13 protein-coding genes are annotated in these 17485 nt (G+C 43.3%); 2 read left to right on the forward strand and 11 right to left on the reverse strand.

Going from position 1 to position 17485, the window contains the following annotated elements:
- Entirely contained in the window at positions 1-600 is a 600-nt protein-coding gene (locus AC6H04_RS03940) for a recombinase family protein (protein ID WP_497570456.1), read from the forward strand.
- Between the two features lie 511 nt (positions 601-1111).
- Here the strand turns inward: AC6H04_RS03940 and AC6H04_RS03945 are convergent.
- The 5 genes from AC6H04_RS03945 to AC6H04_RS03965 form a co-directional block, all read right to left on the reverse strand.
- The gene (locus AC6H04_RS03945) at positions 1112-1783 is read right to left on the reverse strand and encodes a hypothetical protein (RefSeq protein WP_497570457.1); all 672 of its coding nucleotides are present in this window, start codon (positions 1781-1783) and stop codon (positions 1112-1114) included.
- A 922-nt stretch (positions 1784-2705) separates the two neighbouring features.
- Positions 2706-3674, reverse strand: coding sequence for an amidohydrolase family protein (locus AC6H04_RS03950; protein WP_497570458.1), 969 nt, complete (start codon positions 3672-3674; stop codon positions 2706-2708).
- 262 nt (positions 3675-3936) lie between these two features.
- On the reverse strand, positions 3937-8028 hold the full coding sequence (locus tag AC6H04_RS03955) for a MucBP domain-containing protein (RefSeq protein ID WP_497570459.1): 4092 nt from the start codon (positions 8026-8028) through the stop codon (positions 3937-3939).
- A gap of 256 nt (positions 8029-8284) precedes the next feature.
- The gene (locus AC6H04_RS03960; RefSeq protein ID WP_497570460.1) at positions 8285-8917 is read right to left on the reverse strand and encodes a hypothetical protein; all 633 of its coding nucleotides are present in this window, start codon (positions 8915-8917) and stop codon (positions 8285-8287) included.
- A 280-nt stretch (positions 8918-9197) separates the two neighbouring features.
- Positions 9198-10370, reverse strand: a complete 1173-nt coding sequence (locus AC6H04_RS03965) for an aminotransferase class I/II-fold pyridoxal phosphate-dependent enzyme (protein ID WP_497570461.1) — start codon at positions 10368-10370, stop codon at positions 9198-9200.
- 373 nt (positions 10371-10743) lie between these two features.
- On the opposite strand from AC6H04_RS03965, the gene AC6H04_RS03970 reads away from it, so the two are divergent.
- Positions 10744-12153: an amino acid permease gene (locus tag AC6H04_RS03970; protein ID WP_497570462.1), complete on the forward strand. Its 1410-nt coding sequence runs from the start codon at positions 10744-10746 to the stop codon at positions 12151-12153.
- A gap of 180 nt (positions 12154-12333) precedes the next feature.
- Here AC6H04_RS03970 and AC6H04_RS03975 read toward each other — a convergent pair whose 3' ends face one another.
- The 6 genes from AC6H04_RS03975 to AC6H04_RS04000 form a co-directional block, all read right to left on the reverse strand.
- Positions 12334-12876 carry a phosphoribosyltransferase family protein gene (locus tag AC6H04_RS03975; RefSeq protein WP_497570463.1) on the reverse strand — a complete coding sequence of 181 codons (543 nt, stop codon included), beginning with the start codon at positions 12874-12876 and terminating at the stop codon, positions 12334-12336.
- A 388-nt stretch (positions 12877-13264) separates the two neighbouring features.
- Positions 13265-13861, reverse strand: coding sequence for a hypothetical protein (locus tag AC6H04_RS03980; protein WP_497570464.1), 597 nt, complete (start codon positions 13859-13861; stop codon positions 13265-13267).
- 21 nt (positions 13862-13882) lie between these two features.
- Positions 13883-14836 (reverse strand): alcohol dehydrogenase catalytic domain-containing protein, encoded by a 954-nt coding sequence (locus AC6H04_RS03985; protein WP_497570465.1) that lies wholly within the window; start codon positions 14834-14836, stop codon positions 13883-13885.
- Complete coding sequence (locus AC6H04_RS03990; protein WP_497570466.1) at positions 14833-15309, reverse strand: MarR family winged helix-turn-helix transcriptional regulator; 477 nt, start codon at positions 15307-15309, stop codon at positions 14833-14835. Before AC6H04_RS03990 ends, AC6H04_RS03985 begins: the two co-directional genes overlap by 4 nt.
- Positions 15310-15483: 174 nt before the next feature.
- Positions 15484-16449 (reverse strand): zinc-binding dehydrogenase, encoded by a 966-nt coding sequence (locus AC6H04_RS03995; protein WP_497570467.1) that lies wholly within the window; start codon positions 16447-16449, stop codon positions 15484-15486.
- 157 nt (positions 16450-16606) lie between these two features.
- The gene (locus tag AC6H04_RS04000; protein ID WP_497570468.1) at positions 16607-17464 is read right to left on the reverse strand and encodes an SDR family oxidoreductase; all 858 of its coding nucleotides are present in this window, start codon (positions 17462-17464) and stop codon (positions 16607-16609) included.
- Between the last annotated feature and the right edge of the window lie 21 nt (positions 17465-17485).

Below are 17485 nucleotides of genomic sequence, written 5' to 3' on the forward strand. Positions count from 1 at the left end.
ATGATTTATGGTTATGCACGTGTCAGCAGTAAGGATCAGAATCTAGCCCGCCAAATCCAAACATTATCTGAGTTAGGCGTTGATAGGATATTCAAAGAAAAGGCCTCAGGTGCCAATTTATCCCGGCCAGTCTTAAAACAGCTCTTAGCTATCTTGGAACCAGACGACGAGATCAAAGTCATCAGTCTGGATCGACTAGGTCGCAATGTGAATGACGTGACTAATGTCATCATCGAAATCAGGAGTAAGGGCGCGCATATCGACTTTCTGGATGTGCCTTCTTACAAAGAAGTTGATGATGAAAACACCCGCAACTTACTGAGTTCAATCACCATGGAACTGCAAAAATACTTAGCGGCTGAAGAACGCAAAAAAATTCTCGAACGACAGCGTCAAGGTATCGCACTAGCTAAACAACGGGGCGTCTATCAAGGGCGCCCTATTCTTTATGGACCAGATGTCTCCAATCTAGATAGGAGAAAACAGTATTTTGAAATTAAACGGTTATTGAAGGTTGGTACGCCGTTACGGCAAATTCAGCAGCTAACTGGGCGAAGTATGACACTGATTCAGCGAATCAAAAATGAGCTTACAAAATAATTAAAATTAGGAAAATTATAAATATGGTTTACATCGTAATTTACTTTGTTAATTTCGTATTATTTATGGTACTATAATTTATTTAATTTATTCAGGATATTCAATAATTATTCATGATATGTAGGATAACTTCATCTTGACCCGGTTGTACTTTCGCTTATCCGGTGATATATTCCATTATGAGTTTAGTGAACTAGAAATTCTATCTTGGAGGAGGAAGGATTTGCGAGCGAAACTGCTAGTTTACTGAACAATTTACAAAGAAGTTTTTGTATGTTTATGGGTGTACCCTAAAAAATTATGCTCATGACCTGCCCTTAATCAAATCTTAATAAATATACACTTTTAAAAGAGTTTGTCATTTTTTTCGATTTTTTTAAAAAATTTGGAAGAGACTCAGAGGTTGCCGACTTATACAGCTAAACTGCCTTTAAACGTTTGCTTCGATACGCTGCGTAACAGACGGAACTCAGTGCTTGCTTTCAAACCATTTAGCTAAAAGAATAACCGTTTAGAATTCCGTTTCGGGTAACTGCCTGTACCGGTAGTGGTTAAGATCATCATCGACTTCATCGGTTAACTCCATAAAGCCGACTTTGCCAAGGATGAGACCCCGTTTATATTTCTCAATCTTAGTCATGAGTTTTTGTAGAGTTTCTTCCGAATGGTACTCGCCTAAGTCTGCCATATCAAACGTTGGGCAGATCATCGCTGTCTGCTGCTTGATGAAGCTAGCGATGGTCTTGCACAAGGCTTGACGGAATTCGACTGAACGTCTCGGCATCGGCCACTGCAAGACCAGATGATGGTCAACGATCACACGGCTGCAGTCATCTGGAAAGTCCCAGATATCGCGTTTGTATTGCCAGCGAAACCAGGACCGGTTAGTAGCGACCACCGGCCCCGCGGGCATGAGCCAAAAATCACGGCAGACGTACGGTACCCCCCTTTCTATTTTCAGCGCCTTTGCCATCGTGTAGCGAATATCATTGTGGTAGTCCATGGGGAAGTACTCTCGTAGACGTTTCAGCAGCCGATTAGGTGTCGGTCGGACTTTGATCAGCCGCTGGTCATCATACAAGATGATGCTATTATAGTGGCTTTGAGTGTAGGTGCAGTTGATGATGGCCAAAACGTGATCCCAGTCTGGTAGGAACTTGGTATCCTCGCTGGCGGGAACCACCTCGTCAAGTTGCAGTTCGTCGGGGATGAGATAGCCTTGTTGTTCTACGCGCGTTCGGCACTCAGGCGTAAGGTCAAGAAAATAAGTCATGTAATGTGTACTCCTTTTAAATTTGATTTATGGTACGAGAGCATCATAACGGGTATAGACCGAAATGAAAAGCCAAACGAATCGATGACAGTTGGCAGATTGGGCTATTTGGGTGCTGATCGATTAGGTGGTCGGTATGGGAGATTTGGCGGTGATTTATAGCTTAGTTGTGATTGAATTTTGAAGAAGTGGGCTATACCATAGTTTCCCCTAGTTATATGTGAGCATGTTTCGGCTGAGTCGTTAGTTGAGTTTTAAAGGGTATCGATTAGTATTTTGAGGTGTTTGAGGTAGAAAAAGTTTTTTGAACTTTATTTATTTTTGGTGGCGTTTTGGGAGGCATCGGTGAAGGTGCGTAGACTTGACTTGGTTCCATTCTCTGGTAAAATACAAAATGAATGAACGTTGTCATTAATGACACCTCCCTTCTCCGTAATCAGATGTGCATTACTTTGAAAGTCGGGCGAACTTAGTAGTTCTATAGAACTTGGATGGCTATTACAGGAGTTGTTGGGAATTTGACACAATGTTTCGCTGGATGCTTTGGCGGTGTTCAGTGCAGTTGTGTATCTGTTGCTTGACTTCACGTCGTTCTCTGGTAAAATCGAGTTAACAAATGGTTTCATTTGGTAACACAAAGAAAGAGAGCCCCTGTGACGGGCTCTCTTTTTTGATGCTTTGGTTGGTTTTCATCGCCCGGTCTCCGCTAACGTTTCCGGTCCAACCAATTAGCGAATATCGCTACAAGAATGCGATGAATTTAAGGCACTGGCTAACAGACAGGAAAAGAGCGCCCTGTATTGAGCGCTCTCTTTTCTGTGTCTATTAAGATTTAAAGTTTAAACAGCTTTTCAGCAGTCCCGTGCGCCATCATTTCACGATCCTTATCGTTAAATGGCGCATCTGCAATAAAGGACTTCACTTTATCTGCCATCTTAACGTATGGATAGTCCTCAGAATAAAGCATATGATCAGCACCCATTTCGGTGTGAACCATCTGCAGCTGTGGTGCAGTCAGCATCCCTGAAGGGCCAACATAGACGTTCTTACGGTAGTAGTAAGAAAATGGGTGTGGCAATTCAGAGAACCGGCCGAATACATCGAGCCGTTCGATAAACATGGGCACGAATTCACCCCAGTGACCCGAAATCAACTTCAAGTTCGGGTGCTTTTCGAATAATCCAGAAAAGACTAACCGCGCCATCTGAACACCCTGTTCCATGTGCCAGCCCCACGCAGCACCGGCCATCATATTAGCCATCATGTCGCTGTATGCTGAGCTATCAAATAAGATTGCCTTTTGATCATCCGTCATGACGCCAGGATGTAAATATAGCGGCACATCCAGCTTTTCAGCCGTAGCGAAAATCGGGTCAAACTTGGCTTGATCTAAAAATTGACCGTTGATGGTACCACTAATGATGGCGCCTTTCAGACCCAGCTTCGTAACGGCACGTTCTAATTCCTTAGCAGCTTCATCTGGAACGTTAACTGGCAGAGCAGCTAAGCCTGCTAGACGGTCAGGATGCTGCGAAACGGTTTCAGCCAGTGAGTCGTTTTGCGCCTTGCAAGCATCAACAGTTTTGTCATCAGGCAATACTTGTGGTGAATTACCGGCATCGGAAATGATTTGCATATCGATGCCGTACTTATCCATATAAGCAATTCGACTATCAGCATCCGTCAGATCTTTGTTAAGCTTCTCTTGAAAGGGGTTGTTATTAGGTACCTTGGAAAATTCATTGAATTCTTTAACGTTCTTATTGGTGTCAAAATGTTCTTCAGTTGTGATAATTTTCAATTAATGATCTCTTCTTTCCTTTGATTAATGTCAAATACGATCAGATGACTGTCAGTATTTTAGCATCAGTTAGTTGCGTACGCAAATAAAATCAGCAGTTCTTAGTTAATTCTTATTATTGGAACAAAAAAACAAAGAGTTATGTATAAGGGATCAAAACAAAAATCCCTCAAAGGTTCGGGGGATTTTCGTTTTGAGCCCTTATACGCCACTCTTTAAACGCTTGTTTTCACACTCTATTTGAGATTCATTGCTATGGTAATCAATCACGACGTTTCTTTTTAATTCCAGAAAGTCCTAGCACTGATATTAATACGGCACCAAGAAGTCCCAAAGCACCATCGTTATCTTCATCTGTTTGTGGCAACTGATCCAACTGATCATGCGTTGTGGACGAACCATTTGCGCTGATTATATGGGTACCTTGCTTACTTGTACCTTGTGTTGTTACACCAGTCTGAGCTGACGAGCCACCTTTATTCGGCACAGTACTACCATTATCTTCACCTGTCTCAACCGTTGTCGCACCACCATCTTCTGCAGGTGTCGGCACTTGGTTGTCAGTCGTAGTGTTACCTGTGTCATCATGAGGCGGTGTTTCCCCCTCCTCAGTAGAAGGAACAATCACAGGTGGAAGTTTAACATAGTTGACTGTCACGCTCTCATTAGTCGGCATCCCCGTTGTTGCAGGCAATCCTTCCTGTGCCACTGTGGTAGCCGGCTGGTCGTTAATCGTAGCTGAATAACCTGAAACCATTGGAATTTCATATTGATAGAACCCGCTTTGAGGCGTGTAAATTGACTGATCAGTGACTTCGTTAGTCACCTTCTTATACCAAACGGTCTGCACTATCGGATTAATGTTCAAGGCACCGTCAGAGCTTGTAAAGTTGATGAGTCGCGTCACAGGCACATAGTTGGTAGCCAATTTTGGCGTGTAAACGTAGTAAACGATTCTGTGCATGGCATCGTATGTGCCGGTTGGCTCACCGTATACTTTAGCAAGTTCATACCCCTTATCTGCTAACTTAGCCTGATAAGCTTCATTAACCACACCCGTATCATAATTTCCGGATGGCAACACGCCCTTATCCAGATCAAAATCACCGTATAGTCCCTGCTGAAGAATGTTCCCGGTTGAATCATCCACAAAAACAACTTCAACTGGTTGATTAGGAATGTAATCTGCCAGCGGCATTAGCCCTTGTGCTAAATTGCCATCCTGATTATTAGTCCCAATCGTACCCGTCAGTGTGTAATTAGGATATTGGTTCACTACATGGCCATTAATCGCCACTGCTGCACTGGTGATTGGCTTTGCTGCTGAAACTTCAGGGAGTTTATCGTGGGCAAATGCTGCCCCTGAGGTTTCAAGATCATTTGTCTTCTTTACCGCGGTGTCCGTTATATCGCTCACTTTTGTGATGGTATCACCAATATACATTGCCCCTGGATTAGGATCAGCAGTCGTCTTTTTGTAGTAAATATTGATGGTGACTGGTTGACCACCGGTATCATCTAGTGACTTAAATCCATTCCCTATTAAGACACTGTCTGCCTGAGTTTTTTGCTCATCATACGTGTAACCGTTAAAGGTTGGCTCATAGTCAAAATTATAGTCAGCACTGCCGCTAATCCAATTAGCCGGATCCTGTGCGTCATATTCAATTTGAAAAATAACATCAGCTGGGTCAGCTTCGTTCACGTAATTAATCACAACAGGTGCTAATTTCTCATAGTAAGCTTTAATCATCTTTTGCTGATCAACTGGGGCAAACGTGAGATCAGTGGTGTCATTACCCACGAATTTATAACCAGCGATTTCAGCCTGTGCCACCTTGCCAGATACCGTTAACTGACTTGGATCAACCGTGGATACCGTTGTTTGAGCCACGTAAGTTCCATTGATTTGAACAGGTGTACCTGGAATTGAAGACTGGCCACTGTTAAATCCAAGGAGTTGTTGTGTATCCTTATCAACATAAGCAATCGTGACTTGACCCGTGACCGTTGTATCTGGTGTGGTTTCTGTCTGCGTGGTGATCGGCTCCGTTGTCGTGTCAGGGGCAGCTACAGAGTTGTTCTTATAATAGGCTGTAATCGTTTTGCCATCCGTCACTGGGGCGAAGTTCAATGTGTCGCCTTCACCTAATTTATCGAAGGTATAGCCTGAGATAAAAGGTTCAGTAAAATCTGACTTTACTTTTGCTTCAGTCACTAAATCTGATTTAATTGTCGTCGTCGCTACATAGCTATCCGCAATTTCTTTCTGAGTATCCTCATCTACATATTTAATCGTAACTTGACCCGTGACCGCTGTTTCTGGTGTGGTTTCCGGCTCCGTTGTCGTGTCAGTGTCGTCAGGGACAGTCACAGAATTATTCTTATAATAGGCCGTGATTGTCTTGCCATCAGCCACTGGTGCGAAGTTTAACGTGTCACCTTCACCTAATTTATCAAAGGTATAGCCTGAGATTGTTGGTTTAGTAATGTCTGACTTCACTTTCGCTTCAGTCACTAAATCTGATTTAATTGTCGTCGTAGCTACATAACTATCCGCAATTTCTGCCCGAGTATCTTCATCAACATATTTGATTGTGATCTGTCCTGTGACCGCTGTTTCTGGTGTGGTTTCCGGTGTGGTTTCCGGCTCAGTTGTCGTGTCAGGGGCAGCTACAGAATTATTCTTATAATAGGCCGTGATTGTCTTACCATCAGCCACCGGGGCGAAGTTCAACGTGTCGCCTTCACCTAGTTTATCAAAGGTATATCCTGAGATTATTGGTTTAGTAAAGTCTGATTTTACTTTCGCTTCAGTCACTAAATCTGATTTAATCGTTGTTGTAGCTGTATAGCTATCCGCAATTTCCGTCTGAGTATCCTCATCAACGTATTTAATCGTAACTTGTCCCGTGACCGCCGTTTCTGGTGTGGTTTCTGGCTCCGTTGTCGTGTCAGTGTCGTCAGGGGCAGTCACAGAATTATTCTTATAATAGGCCGTGATTGTCTTGCCATCAGCCACCGGGGCGAAGTTCAATGTGTCGCCTTCACCTAATTTATCAAAGGTATAACCCAAAATTCTTGGTTGGGCATAGGCATCTTTAACTTTCATTTTCGTGACCAAGTCTGAATCAATCGTTGTTGTAGCGGTGTAACTACCACTAATCGTTGCCGGAGCTGTTGATGGGAAACCTGCATTATCTCTATTAAATGATAAAACTGTTTCAGAGTTGTCTTCATCAACGTACTTGATTGTGATTTGACCCGTAACGGTTGTTTCTGGTGTGGTTTCTGTCTGCGTGGTAGTTGGCTCCGTTGTGGTGTCAGCTGGTGAATCGCTCTTATAATAGGCCGTGATTGTCTTACCATCCGTCACTGGGGCGAAGTTCAACGTGTCGCCTTCACCTAATTTATCAAAGGTATAGCCCGAGATTGTTGGTTTAGTAAAGTCTGATTTTACTTTTGCTTCAGTCACTAAATCCGATTTAATTGTCGTCGTGGCTACATAACTATCCGCAATTTCTTTCTGAGTATCTTCATCAACGTACTTGATTGTGACCTGTCCCGTGGTCGCTGCCTCTGGTGTCGGTTCCGTCTGCGTAGTGGTTGGCTCCGTCGTGTCAGGGACAGTCACAGAATTATTCTTATAATAAGCAGTAATTGTCTTGCCATCAGCCACTGGAGCGAAGTTTAACGTGTCACCTTCACCTAGTTTATCAAAGGTATATCCTGGGATAAAACGCTCAGCAAAGTCTGACTTTACTTTCGCTTCAGTCACTAAATCTGGTTTAATTGTCGTCGTCGCTACATAACTATCCGCAATTTCTTTCTGAGTATCCTCATCTACATATTTAATCGTAACTTGACCCGTTGCTGCTGTTTCTGGTGTAGGTGCCGAAACGGCTGTAACAACCTGTGGCTGACCAGTTTGAGCATACTGTTCACTGGCTGCTTCTTTAGCCTGATCAATTCGAGTCCTGTTTGCATCACCTAAGTTGGTAACCTTAGCTGCCACATCAACAGATTTGTCATCGGTTTCCTTGCTTATACTCGAATCATTATTAACAGTCTCAGCCGATTCTGTTGATGCCGCTGTCTGTGCCGTTTCACTAGTTTTAAGGCGATAGCTAGATGCACTGACACTGTTTTCGGCTGGCTTTACAGTTTCCGTTGCATCTGTAGTAGCAGCACTAGCTACCGACACTCCCGTTAACGTAGTGATGCCCAACACTACAGTTGTGATCCCTGCTGCAATCCAAAACGTGCCGGACTTATACAGCTTAACGTGATACGCCAATTTTTGTTCATCCCGATGATGCTTCTGCCGCTTTCGATTCAGTTCATCATACTTCATAGTTTTTCCCCCTAGAGTGAATTAAATAAATTGGTCTCCTCCAAAAAACTAATAGATTATCCAAGCAATCATCGTACTAATTAGTGACTTACCCCTTCTACAAAAAATTCGTTAGACAAAAATAACCTGCTAATAATACCAATTGTTACTTGTAATAATCAACTTTTTTACTCCCCAAGTTTAATACATTTACCATCAAAATGAAAGCGTTTTAATTGATTGTTTTTCCTTAACCTCTACACGTATGTAAGTACCATTACCTGCCGTGTTCTTTTAATGCTGCCTCCTGATCCCAATACGGCTGTAATTTTGAAATGTCCGTAATTAAACCAACTGTTTGCAACTGTCTTAAATTAAAGAAAAACAACGGTGAAGCAGTCGAAAACTGTGTCATGATCATTCTAATCGTCTGGTATTCTGCATCTGATAAATGCACCAATTGTTTTTGATGTGTCTGCATATGCGCAACACCCGATGTACTGGTCAGTAAATTGCTGCTCCAGACAATTTGTTTAATGATTTCAAAGTCATTCTCCTTGGCATCTCGAATCAGAAACTTCGCGGACCCACCGGCCCCAATGAAATTGGCAAACCAAAACGCATACCGATTACGCAGAAAAATATTACGGGGTGGCAACGCACGCAGTTGCTGCAAATAGGCTGTCAGGGGAATATTCTGTTGAGCCAATAAACGTTCAATCATCTGCAGTGTTGTTAGCGTTTGCTCGTAGTCACCGCGGCTTACTCGACCCGAGAAAAAGTCAGCTTCCTTTGCTGGTTGCTGTTTTGTAAGGCTTAAGGTAGCGCGATTAGTTAACTGAAGTCTTTTTTGACTAGCTTTAATAGCCGCTATTAAATCAGAAATAGCATCGAATTGTGCATCTGCCATGGTTTAATCAGCTTCCTTCGCTCTGATTTGTGCCTTAATACATACCACAGGCTTCTCATAATGCAATATATCATATTTCTGAGACAATACCGGGCTCAATTATCAAAATCCACACTTTAATCTAGCCTAAATATGCGTCACAACTCAGATTCCGGCCATGTAACGTAAACAAGCCACTCCGACAAAAAATGTCGAAATGGCTTGTTTACGTTACACTCTGAAATCTACCGAGTGATGTCGCACGCTCGTTATTTTCTCTCTCAATGGCAAGCTGCCGCCGCTATTTCGTCAATGCATTAACCCGAGTAAGTTCCTTAGTTAAAGCATCCACCGCTGCATGCAGGTTTTCGTTACTAGAAGCGTAACTAATTCGCAGTGCTTGCGGATCGCCAAATGGTGCGCCAGGCATTAGTCCAACATGATAGGTTTTAGCCAAGTGACGCGCAAAGGCGAAGCTGTCTTGCTCACACTGTTCTGGTATTTTGGTGAAAATGTAGAACGCCCCTTTAGGCGCCACGTAAGTCATTCCCAACTTGTCCAATGACTGTGTGAGGTAGTCACGACGCTGCTCATAAATTTTGCGCATGGCAGCCGCGTCATTTTGACCGTTAGTCAGTGCTTCAACAGCTGCGTACTGCACGATTGAAGTTGGTGTCGTCACTTCGAACTGATGAGCCTTAGCAATCTGGTCAATGACCCCTGTTGGTCCGAACACGAAACCAATTCGCCAGCCAGTCATCGCATGGGACTTTGAAAGCCCATTGATGATGATTGTTTGTTCCGGCAACCACTTAGACAAGGTGTAGTGTTTAACCCCATAGGTGAGTTCGCCGTATATTTCATCACTAATGACCCAAATGTGATTATCGCGGAAAACTGGCACTAAAGCCGCCAACTGTTCTTCTGAATATACTGCCCCAGTTGGGTTTGACGGATCTGTGATGACAACACCCCTGATAGTGACATCAGGATGTGCAGCAATGGCAGCCGTCACTTGTTGAGGTGTCAGTACACAATCAGTGCCAGTAGTATCCACCATGATTGGTACTAATTGATTAATACCAGCCATCGCTTTGTAAACAGGATAGGCAGGCATTGGAATTAAAATCCCGTCACCTGGGCGGAACAACGTTTTAAACGTAGCTGATAAGCCTTCTGTCGCGCCAACGGTACAAACAATCTGGTCTGCTGAATATTGGTAGCCAAACTTATCACGGTAATACGTTGAAGCAGCGTCCCGCAACTCTTGAATTCCCCAATAGAAAGGATAGTGCGATTGATTAGCATTAATAGAAGCAATGGCAGCTTCTTTAATGTGTTCGGGCACATTAAAATCAGGCTCACCAAGCGTCAGTTTAACAATATCTGGATCCTCACTAATTTCGTGATCAAACACCCGCAATGCGGAAGGTTTAACAGATAAAATATCAGGGTTCAATTCATTGATTTCCATAAAAGTGATACCTCCAAGAAATTTGTTAACACATAATCATCAGTGAATACTGTGTTGAATATTCATTGACTATTATCGTAAATGAATAACTGAAATGACCAGAATTCGCAAGCAACGTATACTAGTAAACAAAGGAGCGTATACCAGTAAACTAACATGGACATGTAAGTATTTATTCAATAATTTTTGCATATTAATTATTCATTAAATTTTAATTAGTGAATAAAATAAGTCACATTTCCCTTGCTAACAAACTAAATATACCAGCTTTTACGCTTATTTTCCAGTGAACTTTCAAATTAAATTCTAATTTAATACTTGAATTTTTTATCATTAGGTGATTAAATACAAATAAACGAAAAGGAGTGAGTCTATGGAGAAACAAACAAATATCAATGCCGATGGCACGAAAAGAACCTTATCTAATAGACACGTTCAAATGATTGCGTTAGGTGGTACGATTGGCACTGGCCTTTTCTTGGGTGCCAGTACTTCCATTAAAAAAACTGGTCCATCAATTATTTTGGTTTACATTATCATTGGCGCCTTTTTCTTCTTAATGATGAGAGGAATTGGCGAAATGTTATATCAGGATCCATCACAACATACTTTCATTGCGTTTATTACCCGCTATCTTGGTGACCGCACCGGTTATTTTGCTGGCTGGACTTATTGGATCGGTCTTGTGTGTGTGGGTATGGCAGAACTCACTGCAACGGCCAATTACGTTCAGTTTTGGTTGCCGCACGTCCCTGGCTGGTTGATTCAAATCGTCTTTCTGGCCATCCTAACAGCCGTGAACTTAATTGCCGTCCGACTATTCGGTGAAGCGGAGTTTTGGTTTTCAACGATAAAAATTATTGCGATCCTAGCCATGATTGCTACAGGGTTCTTCCTGTTATTTAGCCATTTTAAGACACCTACTGGAACGGTTAGCCTGGCAAACGTCACGTCTAACTTCACATTATTCCCTAACGGTGCCAATAACTTCATCGGCGCCTTTCCCATGGTCTTCTTTGCTTTCTTAGGAATGGAATTTATCGGCATTACGACTGCCGAGACTAAGAATCCCCACAAGGTCTTACCTAAGGCAATCAACGAAATTATCGTTCGAATCCTGATTTTCTACATTGGCGCACTGTTCGTTATCATGCTGATTTACCCATGGCGCAGCCTTTCAACAACTCAAAGTCCATTTGTGCAGGTCTTCTCCCTAGTTGGGCTTCGGGCAGCTGCAGCTGTGATCAACTTTGTGGTCTTAACTTCATCCGTCTCAGCACTTAACAGTATGATTTATTCCTCAGGTCGTCACTTCTTCCAGTTGGCCATTGAATCCCACGGTCCATTCATGAAGCACTTCCAGAAAATTTCAACCCATGGTGTACCCGCACTAGCCATTCTCATTTCTACTGGCTGTGTGCTGTTATCACCATTACTTAGCGTATTGCCTGGTGTTTCCAACGCTTTCAGTCTGATTGCGTCTGCGACGAGTGATCTTTACCTAATCGTTTACGCTTTGACAATTGTGGCGCATTATCGTTACCGTCACTCTGCAGAATTCTTACCTGATGGCTTCTTAATGCCAGCCTATAAGATTGTTGATCCACTGTTGATCGTCTTCTTTGGCGTGGTTTATCTCAGTCTATTCTTCGATCCAAGCAACCGGATTCCAGCTCTCTTAGGAATTATTTGGTGCGTCGTCTTTGGTTTCTTTGCTTCAAGGGAGAAATCAACGGTATCGCATGCAAATACTGCGGCAGTTAATCAAATAAACAGAGTGTGAACCAAGGCGTTTAGAGACCGTAATAGAACGAGCCCCCACCTTAAATCCCGAACTTGGATTTAGGGTGGGGGCTCGTTCTATGCAGGTCTCTGCCTTGGTGAGCACGTTTATAATGTGTAACACAATCAAGTATCTGAAAAGGGATTGCACTCTCAATAAGCGCAATCCCTTTTCTATACCTCAAAGTAATGGTAATGTTCCCAGATACTTAATATCTTGACGTTCTTTAGCTGAGCCTTCCGCCAAAACCGCCAGTCGGCTGACAACCTCTACATTGGCTTCCTGTAACAATTTTTCGGCCGCCTGCAGTGAACCACCGGAACTGATGACATCGTCCACAATAATTACTCGTTTGCCCTTCAGTTTAACTGCATCCGTCCCATCCAAAACTAACTGCTGATTGGCAGAAGTAGTAATGGCTTGCACAGGTATGGTCATCGGTGAGACCATGTAATCCTTCACATCTTTACGTAAAACAAAATAGCGTCTGTGGCCGCTTAACCACGTCATCTCTTGGGCTAACGGAATGCCCTTGCTTTCAACTGTCACAAAATAATCAAAATCAAGACCGATAGTCTTTCCCAGTAGTTGTTCAGCCGCCCAACGGGTCAATTCAGCATCGCCTAGCAAGACAAACGACGCAATTGTCACACCATTTGGCAACGTCATCACGGGCAAATCACGAACAAACGGACCAAGTTTTAACCGGTAAGTCTCCGACATGGAAGCAATTCCTCCTCAAATATCAATTTCAAGCCAACAATTACACCCATAGGATAGAACAATCTTTTGAGGAATGAAACCTAAAATAGTATTTTTACACAAAGTAGACACTTTAGTTCGATATTGCTTCCTAGCCAAAACGTGTTCACGAGAGCAGAGACTTGCATCTAAGTCACTTCTGACAGAACCCACGTCAAAGTACGACGCGTCTTCCGTCAGAAGCGACTTAGACTCCAGTCTCTAACCGCTCTCCTTCACACTCTATTTTTTTGAAACGCGTTCAAGCAAGCAGAGAGTTGCAAATAAGGTCCCGCCAACAAAAATCCAAAACCGGGATTTCTGTTGGCGGGACCTTATTCTCCACTCTCTAAACGCTTGCTTTCACGCTCTACGCTCTTGGCCACGGCGCCTCCATCTGCGGTGCTAGTCCACGACGCGCTCGAATCCAATCATCACCGTACCACATTTCTGTCTTTTGTCGGCCAGCCTCGTAATCCCAGAAATTATACCGTTCAAACTCAACTAGCCGTCCGTTTGGTCCTAAACCAATCCATTCATAACTACCAAGATCCACTGTATTTGCGTACTTGGCCCACACAATTGGAAACGTCACCGTATTTCCGGCAGCATCAGTATAATGTCGTTCCTGACCTTCTAGAAGACGTAAACGTTCCAGTTTATTCCGATAATCAGGTGCTACTCGTTGCCAAATTTTTTCAGCCTTGTTCCATGTTTCTTGCTCCGTTGGCAGTGGACCAGAAAGTGGCTCAGTCAGTGCGTTATACGAATACAACCCGCCATCATCACGATAGATAACCGTGACGTGTTCTCTTCCTAAAGCTTCCTCTGGCAAATCTGCTGGCTGATAGCGAAGTAAATGAACCTGTTCGTCATCTCGTGGAACTAATTGATTCACGACAACTTGATAATCATCGGGAATTTGTAAATCAGGGTAAGTTTTCCCTGCAATCGTTAATGCTGTCATTAAAAACCTGCTTTCGTTGTGTTATGGCAATACGACGACTTTGCCGAAACTGTCACTGGCTTCCAGTGCTGCTTGAGCGTCGCCAGTATGCGCTAAATCAAAAATCTGCGTTGGCTTAACATCAATATGGTGCGTTTCAATCAAATTCAGCATATCATTGAAAGCCGAATCGTTGGACGCAATGCCAGAACCAAAGGTGGTTAAACTCGCGCCATTAGGAATCACGAAGGCGCTGAAATTCGGTACCGTCCACTGATCACCCAAGCCGCCAACAAGACAGCAATAACCAAACTGGTTAAGGTGTGATAGGGAATTATTCAATGTAGCTGAGCCAACCAATTCAATGATCGCATCAAAGTGGTCTTCAGTTTGAATTTCACCATTCTTATCCAAAACTGGCTTATCGCAGCCGATAGCCCTGAGCTTATCAAATTTTTCTTCGTGCCGAGTACTCCCAGTGATGGTAATTGAAGGATCCATAGCCTTAGCTAATTTAATAGCCGCACTCCCCACACCGCTTGTGGCACCGCGAACCAACAGACTCTTAGCCGTGTCGATATGGGCATTTTTCAGTGAGCCGTAAGCTGTAAAATACGTTTCAGGAACCGCCGCTAATTCAGGCCAAGATAGTTTGGTGTTAACGGGATAAATCTGCTCGTTTGGCAGCAAGGCATATTCCGCATAGCCACCATCGAACTCACGACCCATGCCCCCCATGATGCTGACCACTTTTTGAGCAACAGGCAGACGGTCTGGCTCTGTGGTATCAGCGACTTCACCGACGCATTCGATACCTAGGATTCGTGGAAACTTAACGGTTGGTGACTCACCTTTACGGGTATAGATTTCGGAATGATTAATGCCGAACCCCTTCACACGGACCAGACTCCAGCCTGGTTTGACCTTTGGCGTTGGCACTTCCTTTAACTTTAAAACTTCTGGTCCACCAGCTTTTTCAATGACAATGGCTTTCACTTTGAAGGCTTCCTTTCGTTTGATGGTTTATCAGTATCTCCGTGAAGATGGGCAAAAGACTGTAAAATCGGTACTAATTGCTTCGTATCAAAATCAGGATACCGCTGTTTAATCACTTGGTTAAATAAGGCTTCTTCTTGATCTAAAATAGCTTTGATTTTCGGGTACATATTCTGTCCCGCCGTCGTCAGTTGCAATACTTGAGCCCGCTTATCAGCATCTGAACGGTGTCGGCTGACTAAGCCTTGATCAACCAACTGCTTGATCGCGCGGGTAACGTTGCTGGGATTAATGAATTCAACCTCAATAAGTTCCTTCTGGGTTAGTCCCGGGTTATCGTGGATTTTTAACAGATAATAATATTGGCTGGCACTGACGTTAATTTGCGCCAACTGCTGACCCAGATGCTGGCTCACTTGCCGCCCAGCAATCACCAGCCATTTGACTAATGAATCATCGCCGGTATCGATCATATCATCAACCCCCTTTGGTTTAGTACGATAAAAATTGTTATTTAATGTCCATATTTTATCATCAATTAGTTGCGCTCGCAAACAACCAATTAGGCGATGTTTATTTCACGAATATCAAAAAGACAGGCATATCTGCCTGTCTCAATACTCACTTTAGTTTCAACTGAATTCACACTAATCCAATACCACCACGTGTTTGCCAATGAAGCTGCCTGATTCAAGGTTGGCTTGCGCTTCGCCAACGGATGCCAAGCCATGATAAGCCTTCGCGATTGGCACCTGGATCTGCTTTGCCTCAATCTTTTTCAAAACGCGGTTAAAAACGTCAGTGGATAAATCAATCGCCTCGCCTGCATAACTGGTGAAGAACTTCCCAGCAGGAATCATGAATGGCGAAAAGTGTTCAATTTCCCATCCGCCAGCCAAACCACCGGTGAAGCATACCTTACCCGTTTGTTTAACTGCGCCAAAGGTATCAAATAGCGTTGTTGTACCAACTAACTCCAAGGCCTTATCCACACTAGCCGAAAGTTTTTCAGCAAGCTGCCCATCATCAATAAGCACTTCATCAGCGCCGAACTGCTTCATAGTAGCCACTTTGGACTGACTTCTAGTCGTCGCAATCACTTCAGCACCCATATCTTTAGCCAGAACCGTGGCCATTAACCCTACTGTGGAAGAACCGCCGCGAATCAATACTTTATCGCCCGCAACAACGTTTAATCCCTTACTCAAGGAACCATAGGCTGTTTGCAGCATTTCCGGCAAAGCCCCCACAACTGACCAATCCAGATTCGTCTCCAGTGAAATTAATGATTCGTTGGGCGCCAGGCAGTATTGCGCATAACTGCCATCGATTGCACGACCAAGCCCCGTCATCATCATGGCCACTTTTTGACCCGCTTGAAAATTGGAAGCTGGATCCGCTTCTTTGATCACCCCAACACCTTCAATGCCTAAAATGCGAGGGTATTTAAAATCACTTGAAGATTCCCCTTTTCGGCTGGTAACTTCCGATTCGTTAACACCAAAAGCTTTAACTTCAACCAAAGCGAAACCTGGAACTAATTGCGGTGTCGGTACCTCAACTGGCTGTAATTCATTTGCTTCGCATGGTCCAGAAATTTTGATTGCTTGCATATTTGTGTGCTCCTTTGAAAGATTTACTATCTAATCTCATGGTACTATTTATAACTCAATTAAGCACACTAAAACGACTCAGAATAAACTGAGCCGTACCAATATATCATTAACATTTAAAGCGTGTATATAGTGATAGCTAATCTTCAAAAATAATCTATTTGTTCGTAGCTTGTTTCATACCAGCAACAATCTCATCAACATACTCGCTGAATGTCTTGGCGGGACGCCCCATCAGTGCGTTAAAATCTAATGGGTTACCTTTGTACGGATGGTTACCGTGATACGCAGCTATTCTGCCGAATTGATCATTAGCATGAACTGTTGGAAATTCAGGTACCGGAATCATATTAACCTTTAGCTGTTGATTGGTCTTATCACAAATTTCTTGAGCATATTCGCGGGATGTTCGATTTCCCTTTGAACACAAATCAAGGGAAGCACCATAGTATTCATCGTCGCTCAAAAGCACCTTACCATTGGCAGCAGCAATGTCTTTGAGACTAATCAAATTAGAAGGCTGATCGACCTTAATAAACGTGGTATAGGTTCCCGTCTCAAACACACTGTTTTTGCCAGATGGGAAATGTCCTTCCATATACCCGCTAGGCTTGGTTATCGTATAGTTTAGGGTTGATCCCATCAAGGCATCTTCAATTTCATACTTTTCCCAGTGTTGAACAAGTTCCATAACCGTATTAAGACACGAGGAGAAGACAAAGTGCTTCACGTGATATTTTGAAGCCGCATCAATCAATCGCATTGCCATTGGTTCCATGCCAGATAACGCATCGGGTAAAATTAACAGGATTTTATCTACGCCATCTACTGCCTGATCGATAATTTCATCACGGCGTAAATCACCAACGATTACCTCCTGGGCACCTAATTCTTTCAAAGCGCTGACGTTTTGCGGGTCAGGATCGACCGCTCTCACCTCAACATGCTGATTTGCTAGCATTGGAATAATTGTTTGTCCAATATGACCAAATGAAGCCGTAACTAGAACTTTCATGACCTTATCCTCCTTATTGTA

The sequence above is a fragment of the Secundilactobacillus sp. MJ173 genome (genome assembly GCF_059704265.1).